Genomic DNA, 18,947 nt, shown 5'->3' on the forward strand with positions numbered 1-18,947 from the left:
TCCCTTGATACAATGCCCATCACAAAAATTTCCTGGCCGGCTTATATAGTCTTTCTATAAGCCGGCTGTCTTTATTTCAATATATGGCATCATAATGCGTTTTACGTTAACCATTTTACGGCAACAGATAAACATTTCACAGCGATTCCATTGTTTCGGCGTTTCGGATAGGCTATAATAAAATGTCTATCTTGATGATGATTTAGGAGGTGGCACCTTGATCCATATTGTAATCTGCGACGATGAAAAACAGATGTCTGATCACATAAAGACGTTTGTTTCCGATTTTTTTCGTAAAAAGAACAGGGAGATCAGCCTCCGGACGTTTTTAAGCAGTGAAGAGCTGCTGAACTACGATGGGCAGATCGACATCCTGTTTCTGGATATCCAGATGAATGGCATGGATGGTATGGAGACGGCAAGGAAACTGAGGGCGGATAAGTTCCGGGGATTTCTGATCTTCATCACGGTACTGAAAGAGATGGTATTCCAGTCTTTTGAGGTGCAGGCCTACGATTATCTGGTCAAGCCGGTGGAAGAAAAGCAGTTTGAGAGAACCATGGAGCGCCTGTTAGCTTCTATGCACAGCGTCGGTGAAGACAGCCTGCTCGTGCAGAAGGGATATGAAGGGCGCATTATTCGAAAGGATGAGATTGTATTTTGTGAGATCATAGACCGGAAAATATATCTGAACCTGGTATCAGACGAAGTTCTTGATTATTATGAGCGGATTGAAAATCTGGAAACGAAACTGGGCGGCCATTTTTTCCGATGCCACAGGAGCTATCTCATCAATCTGAAGCACTTAAAAGGTTATAAAAACGGGACTGCCTATATGGATAACGGCAAAGAGGTTCCCGTATCACGGCTGCGGAGTAAAGAGTTCTCCAGTGTTGTGCTGCGGTATATGAAGAACATCTGAGATTCGAAATGGTTCTGATTCAGATTGCCGGCCTGCCTGAAAGGGTGCCGGGCAGATAGGGAGATTTCCATATGGGAGGTAAAATGGCTGAGTATTTAGACTTTTTTAATAGATATATTATGGGCGTTATCGAGATATCTATCCAGCTTTATTTTTTGGCAAAAATCCTGAAAAAGAAAATATGGATTCCTTTTTATTTCCTGTTTGCAGTATGTGCGGTGGTTGTCAACGATTTTTTTTCGGTCGGCACGATAACGGGCTTCGTGGTGTATGTATTTCTTCTTACGGGATACGGGATGCTGGTCTGTCACGCGGATTTTAAGTTTTCTATTTTGTATGCGGCCTTGATGACGGAAATCATGCTGCTCTGCTTTGGGATTGTGAACTCCCTGACGGGGCTTTTATACTCATGGAGGCCGGATTTTTTCTGTGGTAGGGCCGGTATCGCGGTCATGCTGGGCAGCGAGGCGGCGTCACTTCTGCTGGCCGGGTTTTGTTATTATATGGTATATCGCTATTTTTCCTATTATACCGCAGCGGAAATGCAGCAGATGTTTCTGGTTTTCATCCCGATCCTGATGATCTTTATTATGAGTGAGTACATTAATGCGATCGCATTTGAGTACAGGTATGAGGTTATAGGGGAGGAAGAACCTTACCTGTATCTGTTCAACCACTGGCAGCTGCTCGTCATGCAGTTTTTTGGGCTTTTAAGTGTGTTCTGCATCCTGTTCTCTTATAAGAAATTGCAGCAGAATTTCCGCCTTAGCAGAGAATTATCATTGCTGGAGCAGGAAGAATATTCCCTGAATCAGTATGTAGAGGAGGCGAAGACCCGTTACGATGAAACAAAGTCATTCCGCCATGACATCAGGAATCACATCGCTGTGGTAAAAAAGCTCCTGCAGAGAGGGAAAGTAGAGGAAGCTGTAAGCTATATGGAGGATATGGACGATATGGCGGAAAAAATGTCATTCCCCTGCAGTACCAATAACCCGGTCGTGGATATTTTGGTGGGGAACAAGCTGGGGATTGCAAAAAGCATGGGGATAGGCGTGGATTGCTCCCTTCTTCTGCCATACCCCTGCAGCCTGCGGGACATTGATATCTGTATTGTCCTGTCAAACGCGCTGGATAATGCAATCCATGCATGTAAAAATCCGGATGACGGCACAGATGGGCATATCTATGTGTCCGGGCGTATCCAGGGGGATTTCCTTATGATAGAAGTGGAGAACAGCTTCCATGGAAAAGATACGTTCAAAAAAGGGACTGGCTTGTCGAATGTAAAAAAGGTAGCCGAAAAATATGGCGGCGCCATGAGTATAGAGACACGGGGAGACGTATTTATCCTACAGGTACTGCTGATCATCCCACAGCATCCAGAAAGCATCTCACAGCAAATGGATTAACCTGCCGCTTCTCACTGCCGAAAAACGAAAAAGGGGACAGCTCCTTACCCGGCAATATCAAATTGGAGGGATTATAATGCATGCGAAAACGATGGAAGGCCTTGCAGGGGCAAGTATGAATATGAAAATGATGAATACACCTTTCCGTGTCTATCAAGAAGCAGAGAGGAGAGGTGATACATCTGCCATGGAGCGGGCAATGGGGTATGTCGGTGAGACCGCAGATAAAGCAGAGGACTATCAAAAGAAAGTTGAAAAGGGAATGAAGGAAGAAGCGAAGGAGGCGCGGGAAAAAGCGAAATCAGAGCAGGAAAACGCTATCCGGAAGCGAAAAGAAGAACACGGGGAACAGGAAAAGAGAATAGCGGAAAGCAGGAATGGGAACACAGATACAGTCAACATTAGTGAAAACGGGAAGGCAATACTGGGTGAGAGGTCTGATCTGGCTCAGGCTGGTACAGACAGCGGCATACCTGTAGAAACAGCAGATGTTGTTAAGACAGAGCCGGTAATCTATACGAAAACCGGAGAAGCCGCCAGGCCGGAATCCAGTACGAATATTTCGGTTTCTGCATAGAAGGAATTGATCTCTGAAAAAGAGAGGGGATAAAAAAGGATAATGAGTAAATATAACGCTTTATGGGAATATGTTCAGAAAACCGGAAAGGAATCTTTTCGGCTGACATTTGAGGAAATTCAGGATATCGCAGGGATACCCATCGACCATTCTTTCCTGAAATACAAAAAGGAATTGACGGATTACGGTTATCAGGTCGGGAAAATATCCATGAAAGAGCAGACTGTTATTTTCAATAGGATGCCCTGCAAAATCCGCTGTCTCAAAAAGCCTGTATGGCAGTTTACTTGAGGATAGTAAGATTATGGAAGGCTCTATTATTGTAGAAATGAGATAAAAATCCAGTTATCGAGGTAACTATATATGGGGAGAAATACAAAATACAAACCAGATCATTTGTGCATTGCAATATTCACGCTTTGTTTATCCGTGAGGTTTGTAGAATACTTTCTGATTGAAACAGACAAAACGGCTATTGGAGAAAATGTGCTTCATAAAGTAGTTGGAATTATCATATTGGCTTTGGTACTAAAAAGGGTAAATCTTTCGTGGAGTGATATTGGATTTCAAAGAAACGGTTTTGCAAGCGGTATTTTGAAAGGATTGTTATTGGGAAGCGTTTGCTTTATTATTTCATATGGTTTGGAATTAGCAATTTTTATTCTACAAGGCAATCCCGCACATTTAGAAATGTATATCAGCAGTTTTTCATTAACCGGCTCTCAAATAAAAAATACGGATTTCGTTTTCTTTCTGTTATGTGTGCTATTTAATATGATCAATGTATGGATGGAGGAAGGTGTTTTTCGCGGATTATTCATCAGAACACTTTCCGAAACAAAGCCATTTATGCAGGCGAATTTTATTGCTGCATTTTTATTTGGTATTTGGCATATGGTAATGCCAATCAGAAGTTATATCAACGGCGAAATGTCATTTGCGGCAATGCTTCTTATGGGTATTGGCTATATGATCCTTGCCGGGATTATGGGAATCAAATGGGGCCTTCTTTACCGCATAACAGGAAATCTATGGGCAGGGCTTGGCGACCATTTATTCAATAATACTGTTGCTGCAAACATGCTGCATGTCGTTTCACTAAATGGCGCAGACGAATTACAAATTGTCCGGATTTTGGCGGCACAAATGATATCCTTTGCAGTTGTGTTGGCAATTCATACTGATCGAACGACTAATGTTCGATCAGGTATTACTGCAAGAACAGAAGCGGAAATAGATAACGGAAAAGAAGTTGAAGGACAAAGGAGGAAAGGTTCATTGAACGATTTAAAAGAATTAGTGAAACTGATGAAAGAGCATCCTATCATTATTGTTGTAACATTGGCGGCGATGGTCGTTGGCGCAATTTTAGGAGCAGCAGCGTTTTATCAGGGGTGGTTAGGATGAGTTTTTATTTGATGCAGATTGAATGACAGGAGGCAATAGAGTATGGAATTTGTAAAATTGACATACGAAAATATGGATAAAGAACACATCTGCTGTGCCATATCCAATAACAAAGATATTCAGGTCATGTCCAAAAAGAACTGGCTGAAGGAGCGGCTGGACGAAGGGCTTGTATTCTTAAAAGGCAATGTCCGGGGGAAATGCTTCATTGAGTATATCCCTGCGGAATATGCATGGGCGCCCATCTGGGCAGAGGGCTACATGTACATCGACTGCCTGTGGGTATCCGGGCAGTTCAAGGGGCATGGATACTCGAACTTCCTGCTGGATGCGTGTATCGGAGACAGTAAAGCGAAAGGAAAAAAGGGGCTTGTGACCCTGTCCTCCAAAAAGAAAATGGGATTCCTCTCTGATCCAAAGTATATGGGCTATAAGGGATTTCAGACAGCGGATACGGCGGAGCCTTATTTTGAGCTGATGTATTTGCCCTTTGAGGAGGACGCTTCCCTTCCACGTTTCCGGGACAGCGTATGCGGGCATGGAGATATGCCGGAAGGATTTGTGCTGTATTATACAAACCAATGCCCCTTTACGGCTAAGTATGTACCGATACTGGAGGGGATGGCAAAAGTCAGGAACGCTGCGTTTCAATCCGTACATATTCAGACCAGAGAGGATGCGCAGAATGCCCCCTCGCCCTTTACAACGTTCTCTCTTTTTTATGACGGGCAGTTTGTGACCCATGAAATCCTGTCGGAGAAGAAATTTGATAAAATTTTAGTCAGTAAGGGACTGTGAACCGGAATTACACAAGTCAATAAATTTAGGGAGTGTTGCTATGAAAAAGAAACTGTTCATAATTATAACGGGGGTCATATTGGTTGGTTTCGTATGTATTTGGCTTTTGGTAAAGAACAAGTCTGCGGAGCAAATGATTGTTGACCGCTTAAACGAAGCAGTCTCTCATTATACGGATATGAACATAAAAGATGATAAAACATATTCTCTGAAAGTTTCTGACACGGAAATGCTTGTGACGACATATGTGCCTGAATATTCGTTTTTTGGAGTTTCTACCGATGCGTATACGGTTCGTCCATGCAAAATAGATGAGACTTTAACGACAGAAAAAGAACAGGATCTGCCAATCTGCAATTTTGATTATGTATTGATTTACGATGAAAAAGCAGACAAGTTTTATAATATAAAATTCGAGGAAAAAGGAAAACCAGTCATTCCAAAGTTTACAGACGCAAAAGAACTGGCTTATGAACTTGAATTACCAAATGTGGGGACAGTAGAAAATCTCTCTCTCAAAAAAAATTCTGATAATCCAATCGTGATAAGCAGCAAAGAGGATGTGGAAGACATATTGGGCATTTTAGAAGGTACGAAACCGACTACAAAGAGCGGTGAAATAGGTACGCCTGTCCGTGTTGAAAATATTATTAATGCAGACTTTATCAGTAAAGAGAATGTGATATGCAGATTATTTTTATATGAAGATGAAGGAAAATATTTTATCGAACAGACGGACAATGGAGTGTATACGATTTCTAAAGAGGATTATGATTTGATAGAAAATCATATGGAAGGCAATTGATCATTGAGCAGCAGTGTGGCTGAAATTCTGTCACGGAGATACGGTTTAAACTACTTTAAAATAGATGATTTTGGGGATAGATCTATGCAGGTAGTCCGTTTCCTGCCGGGCAGAAACGGCGCTTCTGCATTCCATATGATAGGAGGAAAATATAGTTGAAAGTATTGAGAGCAGAGAATATTTCAAAAATATATTGCCAAAATGCGGTGTCATTGCAGGCACTATGCAGTGTATCGGTGACAATCCAAAAAGGTGAATTTGTCGCTGTACTGGGTAGAAGCGGTTCGGGAAAATCAACGCTTTTAAATATCCTTGCCGGTTTGGACAGACCTTCAGAGGGAAAGGTTTACATTGACGGTACGGATATTGTAAAGGAATATGTACCTGGGGATTTGCAGGTGACGGCAGGAAGCATTTATGAAAATATAGCGGGAGGGGATATTCCCTCCATATCGGATTCGGTTTTTCAGGAAATGAAAGCAGTTCCGGGCGTCAGGCAGGTGCAGGATTATGCGATCAATTACGACAGAGGGATCTTTCTCTGCGAGGAAAGGGAAAAATTAAACGCGGACAGCGGGAATTATGAATCAATGCTGGCTATGGAGCAGGAGATTGACGGAAAGAAGCAATGCTTATACAATCTGGTTTTGGCGACAACGGATGATATAGAGGCGCTGGCGCCGTCCTATGATGAAGAAAGAGACGGTCCTGCCGCGATCATGGAAACGGAACTGGCAAAGACATTGAACCTGGAAATCGGGGATATGTTTACCATTTATGATGAGCAATTGATTATAAACGGTTCGAAAAACGGATGTAAGTCTGCCCGTGTAAAGCTTCTGGATGCCCGGAATATTATATTGTCGGAAAATCATATAGGAGGGAATCTGCTGGTTGTGGACAGGGAAACTGCACAGTTATTTTCAGGCAGATTATACCGGCAGGTTGTCAATGTGTGGACTGAGGAGGGCAGGAAAGCAATGGCCGTGTCCAATTTGGAGCGTATTTCAGACGCTAACGGATATTCCTTCCGCAATGCCGGCCGGCAAATACAGAAGTACGTTGATTCGGATCACTGCCAGAAGGTGATGCATTGTTTTTTTATCATCATCCTTGCGGTGATCGGCCTTTTGGTCTATTTCAATACTGTATTTACGAACTTGCTAAGCAGGAGAAATGATTTTAAGATCATGTATAAAATCGGCATCCGGAAACAAGAGATGTATTGGATGGTAATGAAAGAGGGTTTGATTCAGGGCGGTATGGCAGCAGGAGCTGCGGCGATTGTGCAGGCCGCTTTGAGCGCAGGCAGACAGGAGTCATTTTTCAGTATGTTTACGATAACAGATGCGGGTGTGGTGACAGCATGCGTATTGTTTCCCATTTTTATACTTTGGTATATGTTTCATAAAGACTCTCAGGTGGCGTGAAAGCCCTTATTATTTATGTATAAGGAGCCGGATCTTATTGTAAATGCGTCTGCATGTGGAGACAATCAGGAGATGGAAAAACGGATAAATCCTTTGACAGAGATAGCCGATAGGCATTGAAAAACCGCCGTTATGGCGTTACCCATAGCGGCGGCAGACAGGACACAGTATCCATTGCTGCTTACTCATTTCTATGATCCTTCGTTTGAAACAATTTCTCATTCATTTTTCTTACATTATATCTGCCTATCCCAAACTGTATGATCCATATAACTACAAAAATGAAAGCGAAAATCCCAAAATAGATTAAAAATCCAACTATACTATGTTCCATCCAATATGCAAAATAAGCGATGGGTAACATTATTACGGAAATAATTGAAAAGTAAATTCCTGTCTGCTTTACAATGCTCCAACTATCCATTTCCCATATTACTGAACTTGCCGCAAATCCCACACCTAAGATTCCGCAAAGAATTGTTTGCAAAATGACAGCATTGATTTCATTTCCCATAATGGATATGAGTTCGGGTACACAAGGCGAGTAATATCCATCTGCCCAACCAAGAGAAATCAAGATTGTAATGAAATAGCCCATTGTAATTCCAAGTGGAAACCCTAAAAGACTACGCTTCACAATTTTCTTTTTCATAACATTCACCTCATAATCCTAATATCTTTTTTAGTTTTGCAACATAGCGTCTGGATACATATGTTGTTATTCCATTTGATAATTTAACGCAAATTGTACCTGTAAAACTCAAGTCAAAATTATTGACTTTTTTTAAGTTGATAATTTCCGAATTTGATATACGAATGAATTGATTAGAGGGTAATCGATTTTCTATCTCATATAACCTAAGTCGAAGAATATATTCCCCTTTGTCAGTAACTGCAAAAACTTTTCCAGAATTTGCATAAATACGAATTAAATCTGTCTGTTCTAATATTTCAATTTTTTCATCTTTATACCCAGAAATTATTTGTGAGGCATTTTCTGAAAGTTTTTTTACAATGTTACTCACATCTTCTGTCATTGAAGCAGTCAGTATGATTACTTTGGGGTCAATATATGAACTGTCAATTTTAATTTCGACCTGCATGATAATCACCTCTTTCTTTTTCTTTACAAGGCAATTATAAGTAAAGCAGATAATAGTTTCAATGGATTTGCGATAGTTGGTTGATTTCAAAACACAACTGGTCAAAATCCAAACTTATATAAAAAAAATATGAAATTTGTTTTCTTTGGTTTTTTATATGCTATAATGAGACTCTATAGAAAACGAAAGGAAAACATCTATGGCAGAGTTTGTTCAACTAGAGAATATCACGAAAGTATACAGGATGGGCGAAGTGGAGATCCGGGCGGTAGACGGGATTGATTTTGCGATAAAAAAAGGGGAGTTTGTGGTGATTGTAGGGCCCAGCGGGGCGGGGAAGACCACGGTTCTGAACATTTTAGGCGGAATGGATACCGCCACAACCGGCAGGATCACGGTGGACGGAGAGGACATCACCGGATATAACGAGCGGCAGCTCACCGGATACCGGAGAAACGACATCGGATTTGTGTTTCAGTTCTACAACCTGGTTCCAAACCTGACGGCAAAGGAGAATGTGGAACTTGCTCTGCAGATCTGCAGAGAGCCGTTGGATGCGCAGACAGTTCTGGAGGACGTGGGCCTTGGCGACCGGCTGGACAATTTTCCGGCACAGCTTTCGGGAGGGGAACAGCAACGGGTATCCATTGCCCGGGCGCTGGCCAAAAATCCCAAGCTGCTGCTCTGCGACGAGCCTACGGGAGCGCTGGACTACAATACGGGAAAAGCGATTTTAAAGCTTTTACAGGAGATGTGCAGGCAAAAAGGAATGACCGTGATCGTGATTACCCACAATTCCGCGCTGGCGCCGATGGCGGACCGTTTGATCAAGATCAAGAACGGAAAAGTATCCGCCATGGAAACAAACACACACCCGCTGTCGATCGACCTGATCGAATGGTAAGGCAGCATGTAACAACAGCAGGATCATGAGCAGTAACTGAAAAAAAGAAAACGGCAGGTTTTACATATGGGTAAAAAAGCACTGAGAAAAGATTTTTTCATGGAAATAAAAACCAGCTTCGGAAGATTTATGTCCATTTTTTTCATTGTGGCCATCGGAGTTGCGTTTTTTTCCGGAATACGGGCGGCGGAGCCGGATATGCGGTATTCCGGGGACGCCTATTTTGATGAAAAGAAGCTCTTCGATATCCAGGTGATCAGTACCCTTGGACTGACAGAGGATGATGTGCGGGCGCTGAAAAAGGTAGAAGGGATCAAAAAGGTAGAATACGGATATTCCATAGACGCCCTGTGCCAGGCAAATGACAGCCAGCAGGCGGTACATATCATGTCCATCCTTCCGACTATGAATCTTCTGACCGTGGAGAGCGGCAGGCTTCCCGAGGAGAAGGACGAATGCGTGGTAGACGCGGATTACCTCATGGCCGGCGGATTTCAGATCGGGGACAGGCTTACGTTCAGATCGGGAACGGACGACGCGATTACAGACAGCTTGTCTACGGATACATTTACCATTGTAGGAACAGTCAGCAGCCCGTGCTACATCGGCTTCCAGAGAGGAAGTACAACCATCGGCACAGGGAGCATTGCCGGCTTTGTCAGCGTGCCGGAGGAAAGCTTTTCCCTGGATGTCTATACGGAAATTTATGCATCCGTGGAGGGCGCGGAGGAACTGCTGGAATTTACGGCCCCCTATACGGACCGCGTGGAGGAAGTAAAGACGCATGTCGAGGCCATCCGCAAAAAGCAGGAGGACGCCAGGTATCAGGAGATCATAGACGAGGCGAACGAAGAGCTGGATGATGCGAAGAAGGAGCTCAAGGACGCGAAAAAAGAGGCTGAGAAGGAGCTGGAGGACGCCAGGAAAAAGCTGGACGACGGGCACAGACAGTTAAAGGAAGGAAAAAAGAAGCTGGACGATTCTGCCGCAGAACTGGAAAATTCCCGTGCAGACCTGATCTCCGGCCAAAATGAAGTAGACCGGAACACGGAGGAACTGAACCGGCAGAACGACCTGCTCAATGAAAAGATCGAGGAATACAACCTGCATGTAGAAGAATATAACGGCCAATTGGAGGAGTTCAACCAGAAGCTGGCGGAATTTAACCGGCAGCTGGACGAATTTAATGAACAGAAAGAAGAATTTTATGCCAGGAAGCAGGAGTATGAGCAGGGAAAAGCGGAGTATGAGCGAGGCATGCGGGAATACGAACAGAACCGGCAGCTTCTTGAAGAAAAAAGCGTACAGTTGGATGAGGGATACCTTGCCCTGGAGGCAGGGTTCCAGGCATTGGATGAAGGAATCAGCGAACTGAACGGAGCAAAAGAGCAGTATCAGGCAAAGAAAGCAGAGTACGACGCCCTGGTTGCCGCCGGCGGCAAAGATGACGCGGCGCTTGCGGCGCTGCAGGCTATGGCGGGGCAGATTGCCGAAGGGGAAGCCCGGATCAGCGCGACCCGGACTCAGCTTGAGAATACCCAGGCCCAGCTTGAAGCCGGAAAGACAGAGCTGGAGGCCGGAAAAGCCCAGCTGGAGGCCGGAAAGGCGGAACTGGATGCGGCAGGCCCGCAGTTGGAAGAAGCCGGACGTCAGATCGCAGCCGCCCAGGCCCAGATCGATGAGGCCCAGGCTCAGTTTGACGAGGGAAAAGCCCAGTTGAACGAAGGCCAGGCCCAGTTGGATGAGGGAAAGGCCCAGTTGGATGACGCGCTCTCCCAGCTTGAAGACGGGAAGCGGCAGATCCAATCCGGAAGGGATCAGCTTGCGGATGCCCAGGCCCAGATCAACGACGGCTGGTATCAGCTCCGACAGGGGGAGAAGAAGCTTGCCGACGCGCGGGCAGAGTTTGCAGAGAAGGAGCAGGAGTTAAAAGACGCCGAGAAAGAATACCAGGAAGGAAAAGAGGAAGCTGAGGACAAGATCGCGGACGGGGAAAAGAAGATTCTGGACGCGGAGGATGAGATCAGCAAGATCGAACACGCAAAATGGTATATCAATGACCGGGACGACCTGCCGGAGCACGCAGGATACGGGGAAAATGCAGACAGGATGCGCGCCATCGGAGAAGTGTTTCCGGTGCTGTTTTTCCTGGTGGCTGCGCTGATCAGCCTGACCACCATGACCCGTATGGTGGAGGAGCAGCGAATCCAGATCGGAACCCTGAAGGCATTGGGATACGAGCGGCATTCCATCGCGGGAAAATATCTGGGCTACGCCTGCCTGGCTACGGTCATGGGAAGTATCGTGGGCGTGCTTTTCGGAGAAAAAGTATTTCCTTATATTATCATCACGGCCTACAAGATCATGTACGAGCATATTCCCAATGTGGTGATTCCGTACGATATCCGTTATGCGCTGATGGCATCGGCGGCGGCGCTGGCATGTACATTGCTTGCGACCTTTTTTTCCTGTTACCGGGAACTTCGGGAGCAGTCTGCAGAACTGATGCGACCGCCTGCGCCCAAACAGGGGAAGCGGGTTTTGCTGGAGCGGGTCCCGTTTATCTGGAACCGTTTGAATTTTACATGGAAAGCGACGATTCGGAACCTGATCCGGTATAAAAAAAGGTTCTTCATGACGATTTTTGGAATCGGGGGCTGCATGGCTCTTCTGCTGGTGGGCTTCGGATTAAAGGATTCCATTTTTGATATCGGATTTCTGCAGTATCATGAGCTGCAGATTTATGACGGAAATATCATCCTGAATGAGGATGCGTCCAGGAAAGAGAAGACGCAGGCATATGAAGCGCTCACAGAAGACACGCGGGTGGAAAAGACGGAGCTGAACCTGCTCAAGCAGGTGACGATCAGCAATGGCGGCAAAAAAAAGGATGTATACCTGAATGTCCCGGAGGACGCGGAGCGATTTCCCCAATTTGTGATCCACAGGGACAGAATCACAAAGGAGACATATACTTTGGACGATGAGGGCGTGATCCTGACGGAAAAAATGGCGAAGCAGCTCCAGGTACAGCCAGGGGACAGGGTTTGGATCAAGGACGACGCAAAGGGAGAGATTGAAGTTCGGATTTCCTCGATTTGCGAGAATTATATGCAGCACTTCCTCTACATGTCTCCCGCCCTGTATGAAGAAGTACACGGAAGGGCGCCGGAATACAATTCGGTTTACTTTATCATGAAAGAAGGAAAGGAAAAAGAGCTGGAGGATGTGGGCGAGTCCGTGTTAAAGGAAAAGGGCGCCTTAAGCGCAAGCTATACGAAGGATATCGAGTCCCAGCTCGACGATATGCTGGTGAGTCTGAATATCGTAATGGTCGTGCTGGTGATCTCGGCCGGAATGCTGGCGTTTGTGGTGCTGTATAACTTAAATAATATCAATATCACGGAGCGGAAGAGGGAGCTGGCCACGCTGAAAGTCCTGGGCTTCTATCCGGGCGAGGTGGCCCAGTATGTTTACCGGGAAAATGTGATCCTGACCGTACTCGGCGCGTTTGCGGGGATGGTGCTTGGAAAATTTCTGCATCAGTTTGTCATTGTAACGGTGGAAATTGATTCGGCCATGTTCGGACGGAATATCGATTTCAGCAGCTTTGTGTATGGATTTTTGATCACCGTCGGATTTTCCGCGTTTGTGAATTTTGTAATGTATTTTAAATTAAAGAAGATCAACATGGTGGAATCTCTGAAAAGTGTGGAATGATCCAAAAAATAGAGGACGGATTTCACAAAAGAAACATATCTTTTTCGTATACTATACCACAAAAGGAGAGATGCCCTATGGAAAAGATAAAGATTTTAGTCGTTGATGATGAGAGCAGGATGCGCAAGCTTGTCCGGGATTTCCTTGTAAGGGAAGGATACGTGGTTCTGGAAGCAGGGGACGGGATGGAAGCGATGGACATCTTTTATGAAGCCAAAGATATCGCGCTGGTCATCCTGGACGTGATGATGCCGAAGATGGACGGATGGCAGGTGTGCCGGGAGATCCGGGAGCATTCCCGGGTGCCGGTGATCATGCTGACTGCCCGTTCGGACGAGCGGGACGAACTGCAGGGCTTTGAACTGGGGGTGGATGAATACATTTCCAAGCCCTTTAGCCCGAAGATCCTGGTTGCACGGGTGGAAGCGATCCTGAGAAGGACCCTTGGCCTGGAAAAGAATGACGCTGTCAACGCGGGCGGGATCATGATCGATAAGGCGGCCCACATCGTGAAGATCGGTGAGCGGCAGGTTGACTTAAGCTATAAGGAATTTGAACTGCTGTCCTACTTCATTGAGAACCAGGGAATTGCCTTGTCCAGGGAAAAGATTCTGAACCATGTATGGAATTACGATTATTTCGGCGACGCCCGCACCATCGATACCCATGTGAAAAAGCTCAGGAGCAAGCTGGGAGAAAAGGGCGAATGTATCAAAACCATCTGGGGTATGGGATATAAGTTTGAGGTGGAAGGCTGATTATGGCAAAATCAATTAAACGGCAGTTGGTAGTCGTATTTGTTGGATTGATCGCCATGCTGCTGGCAGTGGTTTTTATTGTAAATTCCATGTTTCTGAGACAATATTATGTCCTCCACAAAAAGTCCGAGATGATCGAGATGTATCAGATGATTGATTCCGCGGTGTCTTCGGGAAGCGTGGCGGAGAAAAAGCAGCAGGAGAAGATTGAGTCGAAAAGCGTGAACGCCAATATTTCCATGCTGGTGGTAAGGCACGACGAGTATTCCTTAGAACCCATCTTGTTTTCAATACAGGTAAAGGATGTGCTGATAGAGGAACTGTTCGGCTATATCATAGGGCAGAGCCGGGGAAAAGTGCTGGATCAGGCGCAGAATTATACCTTCTACAGGTCAGAAGATCCGGTGAATCAGGACACATTCTATCTGGAGATGTTCGGAAAGCTTTCTGACGGCGCGCTTTTTCTGCTGCGGAGTCCTCTGGACAGTATTCGGGACAGCGCGGAGCTGGCGAACAAATTTTTGGCCTATGTGGGCATAGCGGCATTGGTGTTCGGAGCATGCTTTGTCTGGTTCTTTTCCCAGAAGATCACCAACCCGATCCTGGAGCTGGCTGTATTGTCCAAGCGAATGGCGAATCTGGACTTTAACGCCAGGTATACGGGCAGCGGAAATGATGAGATCGGGATTCTGGGAGAAAGCTTCAATACGATGTCGCAGAAGTTGGAAATGACCATATCCGAGCTGAAAAAAGCAAACAATCAGTTACAGAAGGACATTGAACAGAAGGAAAAGATCGAGAATATGCGCACGGAGTTTCTGGGCAATGTATCTCACGAATTGAAGACCCCCATCGCCCTGATCCAGGGATACGCGGAAGGGCTCAAGGAGGGGATCAGCGAGGACGCTGAAAGCCGGGAGTTCTACTGTGACGTGATCATAGACGAATCCAATAAGATGAATCATATGGTCAAGAACCTTCTGACACTGAACCAACTGGAATTTGGCTCAGAACAGTTGGATGTAGAGCGGTTCGACCTGATCCGGCTGCTTCGGGGCGTGATCGCGAGCTGCGAGATTCTGATCCAGCAGGCGGAGGCGTCGGTGGATTTTATCGCCGGCGAGGAGGTCTATGTATGGTCGGATGAATATAAGACGGAGCAGGTGTTCCGCAATTATCTGACCAATGCGCTTCACCATGTGGATCACGAGAAGCGGATCGAGATTCGTGTCATCCCCAGGGAAGACATTGTGCGCGTCACTGTATTTAACAGCGGGACACCCATTCCGGAGGAGGATATCGGAAAGCTGTGGGATAAGTTCTACAAGGTCGATAAGGCGCACACCAGGGAATACGGTGGGAACGGGATCGGCCTGTCCATCGTGAAGGCGATCATGGAATCCTTCCATCAGGAATATGGGGTGCGTAATTACGACAACGGCGTGGAGTTTTGGTTCGAACTGGATGCGAAAGAATAATTTCTGAATTTTTTCTTGACATTTTCCGGTTTGGCGCATATACTATGTACCAAGTTAACAAATTAATACTTTAGCACATGAAACCGATGAACAAGAGGAGTAGGTAAGAATATTTGTTTACAGAGAGCCATAGGCGGTGGGATTATGGCAGCAAGAGTTTTTACTGAATGGACTTGTGAGGGCAGCTTGAAACTACCGGATATGATTCGGGAAGGAGTAGACGCTGACGGGGGAACCGATCCGTTATCAGCAGGGAGTGTATGTTAGTACATGAAAGAGCGGCCGGTTTGTCCTGTTTTTCAGGAAGAGGCAGACTGGCAATATGGGTGGCACCGCAGGGTGATGATATGACGATCAGTCCTTGTCCCATTGGAAAGAGATTTCCAGTGGGGCAGGGATTTTTTTCGTTTTCAGGAAAGGAAGTGTAAGAGGATGCTGAGACCAGACAGAGAGACCATTATGAAGCTTGCAAAAAATTATTCTGTGATTCCGATCAGCAGGGAACTGTTCGGAGACAGCACGACTCCCATTGCGATTCTCCGGAAGCTCGCGCTTTCCAGCAGCAGATACTACCTGCTGGAAAGCGTGGAGGGCGGTGAGAAGTGGGGGAGGTATTCCTTTATGGGATGTGATCCGGTGATGCGGGTGACATGCCGGGGGATTGCAAAGGACCCGCCGGAGGATGGGGGTGCCGCGGATGGGGAAGAGCCGGAAATCCGGGGAAGTGGGGAGACGGAATCCCGGATCTGCAGAAAAACCGCCCGGGTGGTGATAGAAGAAAACGGAAAGAAACGGCAGATAGAAACCCACCGTCCCCTGGAGATCCTGCGGGACATATTGAAGACCTGTAAGGCACCGGTTCTTCCGGAGCTGCCGCCGTTTACCGGAGGATTTGTAGGTTATTTTGCTTATTCCATGATCGGATATGCGGAGCCGGTGCTGGATATCCGGAAAGGGGAATTTTCAGATTATGACGTGATGATGTTTGACAAAGTGATCGCATATGACCATCTGAGACAGAAGCTGATCCTGATCGTAAATATGAAAACCGACCAGGTACTGGAAAATTACGGAAAGGCATGTGCCGAGATTGAGAAGCTGTCCGCTTTGTTGAGGCAGGATATTCCGCCGGCACCGGCATTTGAACAGGAGGAAATCCATTTTACCTGCGCTGTGAAAAAGGAAGACTACTGCAGGCAGATAGAGCGGACAAAAGAATATATCCGAAACGGCGATATCTTTCAGGCGGTTATATCCAGGCAGTTCCGAAGCCCTATGAAGCAGAGCCTGCTGAATGCATACCGGGTGCTGCGGACCACCAATCCTTCCCCTTATATGGTTTATCTCCACACGGAAGAGGAGGAATTGATGAGCACGTCTCCGGAGACGCTGGTGCGTCTGAACAAGGGAAGGCTGGCCACCTTTCCGGTAGCGGGCTCCAGGCCCAGAGGCAGGACGGAGGAAGAAGACAGAATGCTGACAGAGGAATTGCTGCAGGATGAAAAGGAACTGTCGGAGCACAATATGCTGGTGGATCTGGGGCGCAATGATCTGGGGAAGGTCAGCCGGTTTGGAAGCGTTGCGGTGACAGAATATCAGATGATCCATAAATATTCCCGGATTATGCATATCTGCTCCCGGGTGGAGGGGGATATCCGGGAGGATCTGGATGCGCTGGATGCCATTGAAGCCGTGCTTCCCGCCGGAACACTGTCCGGAGCGCCGAAGATCAGGGCCTGCCAGATCATTGAAGAACTGGAGCAGGAAGCACGGGGGATCTACGGAGGCGCTCTTGGGTATATTGATTTTACCGGAAACATGGATACCTGTATCGCGATTCGTATGGCAGTCCGGAAGAACGATATGGTCTATGTCCAGGCCGGAGGCGGCATCGTGGCGGACAGCGTGCCGGAGACCGAATATCAGGAGTCAGGAAACAAAGCGGCGGCAGTGCTTCAGGCAATCATGCGCGCCGGGGAAGCAGAAGGAGGCGGGGAAGGATGATTTTGCTGATCGACAATTATGACAGCTTTACGTACAATCTGGTTCAGCATCTGGGAACCTTGCAGCCGGATATCCGGGTAGTGAGAAATGACAGGATTACGGTGGAGGAAATCGCCGGAATGCATCCGACACACATTGTTCTCTCCCCCGGCCCGGGTTACCCGAAGGACGCGGGAATCTGTGAACAGGTGGTGGAAGCATTTCAGGGGAAAATTCCGATCCTTGGAATCTGTCTGGGGCACCAGGCCATCTGTGAGGTCTACGGAGCAAAGATCACCCGGGCCGCACAGCTTATGCACGGGAAGAAAAGCAGGTTAAGGCTTGCGCCGGACTGCGAACTGTTTGTCGGGCTGGGAAAGGAGCTGGATGCGGCCAGGTATCATTCCCTTGCGGCAAAAAAAGAAACCGTGCCGGAAACACTCCGTATCACGGCATTGTCTCCGGAAGGGGAGGTCATGGCGGTGCAGCACAAAACATTTCCTGTATATGGGCTGCAGTTCCATCCGGAATCTATTTTGACAGAATCCGGAATACAGATTTTGAAAAATTTTTTAAATATTACTATCGGAAAGGAAGGGAAGAGCATGATCAAAGAAGCAATTTATGAATTACTGGAGGGCAGAGACCTGTGCTATGATATGGCGAAGCAGGTGATGGAGGAAATGATGGACGGCACGGCGACCCAGGCGCAGATGGGGGGATTTTTGACGGCGCTGCGGATGCAGGGGGAGAGTATTGAGGAGATTACCGCATTTGCAGAGGTCATGCGTGAGAAGGGGGTCAAGATCCATCCGGAGCGGGAGGTCATTGATATAGTAGGGACCGGCGGGGACGAGGTGGGAACATTTAACATCTCCACCACCACCGCATTTGTGGTGGCGGCAGGCGGGGTTCCGGTGGCGAAACACGGCAACCGGAGCGTGTCCAGCAAGAGCGGCGCGGCGGATGTTCTGGAATGCCTGGGCGTGAATGTAGGACTGAACGCACAGCAAAACGAGACGATCCTGAACCGGACAGGAATGTGCTTCCTGTTTGCGCCGGTATACCATTCGTCTATGAAATACGCGGCTCCGGTTCGCAGGGAGCTGGGCGTCCGCACCGTATTCAATATCCTGGGGCCGCTGTCCAATCCGGCGGCAGCCACTATGCAGCTTCTGGGCGTCTATGATAAAAAGCTGGTGGAGCCTCTCGCAAGGGTTCTGGGAAATCTGGGGGTAGTCCGCGGCGTTGCAGTATGCGGGGAAGACGGCTTGGATGAGATCACTCTGACAGGGGAAACCATTGTTTGTGAGATCCGCTGCGGCGAGATTACCCGGTACACGATTACACCGGAGCAGTTTGGACTCCGGTGCTGCGGGCTGAATGAGATGATCGGGGGAACTCCGGAAGAAAATGCGCAGATCACACGGGATATCCTCTCTGGAAAAGAAAGAGGTGCAAAGCGGGACGTGATACTGATGAACGCGGGTATGAGCCTGTATCTCGGGATAGACGGCATTACATTGGCGGAAGGCATCCGAAAAGCGGCGGAGCTGATCGACAGCGGAAAAGCCCTGGCAAAGCTGGAGGAATTTACGGCAGCGACAAAAGAATATCAGGAATAGCATTTGTATCATTGTTTCGGGCAAA

16 protein-coding genes and 1 other annotated feature are annotated in these 18,947 nt (G+C 47.0%); of the genes, 14 read left to right on the top strand and 2 right to left on the bottom strand.

The features are described from left to right. The first annotated feature begins 217 nt into the window (after window positions 1-217). The 8 genes from EBB54_RS01585 (at window position 218) to EBB54_RS31545 (ending at window position 7,351) form a co-directional block, all read left to right on the top strand. Complete coding sequence (locus EBB54_RS01585) at window positions 218-922, top strand: LytR/AlgR family response regulator transcription factor (protein WP_125126064.1); 705 nt, start codon at window positions 218-220, stop codon at window positions 920-922. Window positions 923-1,005: 83 nt separating this feature from the next. Further along, complete coding sequence (locus tag EBB54_RS01590; protein ID WP_125126065.1) at window positions 1,006-2,334, top strand: sensor histidine kinase; 1,329 nt, start codon at window positions 1,006-1,008, stop codon at window positions 2,332-2,334. 76 nt (window positions 2,335-2,410) lie between these two features. After that, complete coding sequence (locus EBB54_RS01595) at window positions 2,411-2,911, top strand: hypothetical protein (protein WP_004073062.1); 501 nt, start codon at window positions 2,411-2,413, stop codon at window positions 2,909-2,911. A 42-nt stretch (window positions 2,912-2,953) separates the two neighbouring features. Further along, entirely contained in the window at window positions 2,954-3,202 is a 249-nt protein-coding gene (locus EBB54_RS01600; RefSeq protein WP_125126066.1) for a hypothetical protein, read from the top strand. A 72-nt stretch (window positions 3,203-3,274) separates the two neighbouring features. Continuing rightward, complete coding sequence (locus EBB54_RS01605; RefSeq protein WP_125126067.1) at window positions 3,275-4,318, top strand: CPBP family intramembrane glutamic endopeptidase; 1,044 nt, start codon at window positions 3,275-3,277, stop codon at window positions 4,316-4,318. A gap of 42 nt (window positions 4,319-4,360) precedes the next feature. Then, window positions 4,361-5,116, top strand: a complete 756-nt coding sequence (locus tag EBB54_RS01610) for an N-acetyltransferase (RefSeq protein WP_125126068.1) — start codon at window positions 4,361-4,363, stop codon at window positions 5,114-5,116. A 40-nt stretch (window positions 5,117-5,156) separates the two neighbouring features. Beyond that, complete coding sequence (locus EBB54_RS01615) at window positions 5,157-5,921, top strand: DUF5301 domain-containing protein (protein ID WP_125126069.1); 765 nt, start codon at window positions 5,157-5,159, stop codon at window positions 5,919-5,921. Between the two features lie 155 nt (window positions 5,922-6,076). Then, the gene (locus EBB54_RS31545; protein WP_125126070.1) at window positions 6,077-7,351 is read left to right on the top strand and encodes an ATP-binding cassette domain-containing protein; all 1,275 of its coding nucleotides are present in this window, start codon (window positions 6,077-6,079) and stop codon (window positions 7,349-7,351) included. A 181-nt stretch (window positions 7,352-7,532) separates the two neighbouring features. Here EBB54_RS31545 and EBB54_RS01630 read toward each other — a convergent pair whose 3' ends face one another. Both EBB54_RS01630 and EBB54_RS01635 read right to left on the bottom strand, forming a co-directional pair. Beyond that, window positions 7,533-8,003, bottom strand: coding sequence for a DUF3021 domain-containing protein (locus EBB54_RS01630; protein ID WP_125126071.1), 471 nt, complete (start codon window positions 8,001-8,003; stop codon window positions 7,533-7,535). A gap of 10 nt (window positions 8,004-8,013) precedes the next feature. Continuing rightward, the gene (locus EBB54_RS01635) at window positions 8,014-8,454 is read right to left on the bottom strand and encodes a LytTR family DNA-binding domain-containing protein (RefSeq protein ID WP_125126072.1); all 441 of its coding nucleotides are present in this window, start codon (window positions 8,452-8,454) and stop codon (window positions 8,014-8,016) included. Between the two features lie 199 nt (window positions 8,455-8,653). Between EBB54_RS01635 and EBB54_RS01640 the strand changes: the two genes are divergently transcribed. The 6 genes from EBB54_RS01640 to EBB54_RS01665 all read left to right on the top strand — a co-directional run bounded on the left by EBB54_RS01640 (window position 8,654) and on the right by EBB54_RS01665 (window position 18,922). Beyond that, a complete protein-coding gene (locus EBB54_RS01640) occupies window positions 8,654-9,358 on the top strand; it encodes an ABC transporter ATP-binding protein (protein ID WP_125126073.1) in 705 nt (234 codons plus the stop codon). 66 nt (window positions 9,359-9,424) lie between these two features. Then, window positions 9,425-13,078 (top strand): FtsX-like permease family protein, encoded by a 3,654-nt coding sequence (locus tag EBB54_RS01645; protein ID WP_125126074.1) that lies wholly within the window; start codon window positions 9,425-9,427, stop codon window positions 13,076-13,078. A 77-nt stretch (window positions 13,079-13,155) separates the two neighbouring features. Next, a complete protein-coding gene (locus EBB54_RS01650; RefSeq protein WP_125126075.1) occupies window positions 13,156-13,836 on the top strand; it encodes a response regulator transcription factor in 681 nt (226 codons plus the stop codon). Between the two features lie 2 nt (window positions 13,837-13,838). Next, window positions 13,839-15,314 carry a sensor histidine kinase gene (locus EBB54_RS01655; RefSeq protein WP_125126076.1) on the top strand — a complete coding sequence of 492 codons (1,476 nt, stop codon included), beginning with the start codon at window positions 13,839-13,841 and terminating at the stop codon, window positions 15,312-15,314. A gap of 77 nt (window positions 15,315-15,391) precedes the next feature. Next, window positions 15,392-15,686 (top strand) — a binding site (T-box leader). Between the two features lie 60 nt (window positions 15,687-15,746). After that, window positions 15,747-17,318: an anthranilate synthase component I family protein gene (locus EBB54_RS01660; RefSeq protein ID WP_125126077.1), complete on the top strand. Its 1,572-nt coding sequence runs from the start codon at window positions 15,747-15,749 to the stop codon at window positions 17,316-17,318. Then, a complete protein-coding gene (locus tag EBB54_RS01665) occupies window positions 17,315-18,922 on the top strand; it encodes a bifunctional anthranilate synthase component II/anthranilate phosphoribosyltransferase (RefSeq protein WP_125126078.1) in 1,608 nt (535 codons plus the stop codon). The genes EBB54_RS01660 and EBB54_RS01665 overlap by 4 nt, the downstream gene beginning before the upstream one ends. Window positions 18,923-18,947 lie beyond the last annotated feature (25 nt).

The sequence above is a fragment of the Schaedlerella arabinosiphila genome (assembly GCF_003885045.1).
Lineage (GTDB): Bacteria > Bacillota > Clostridia > Lachnospirales > Lachnospiraceae > Schaedlerella > Schaedlerella arabinosiphila.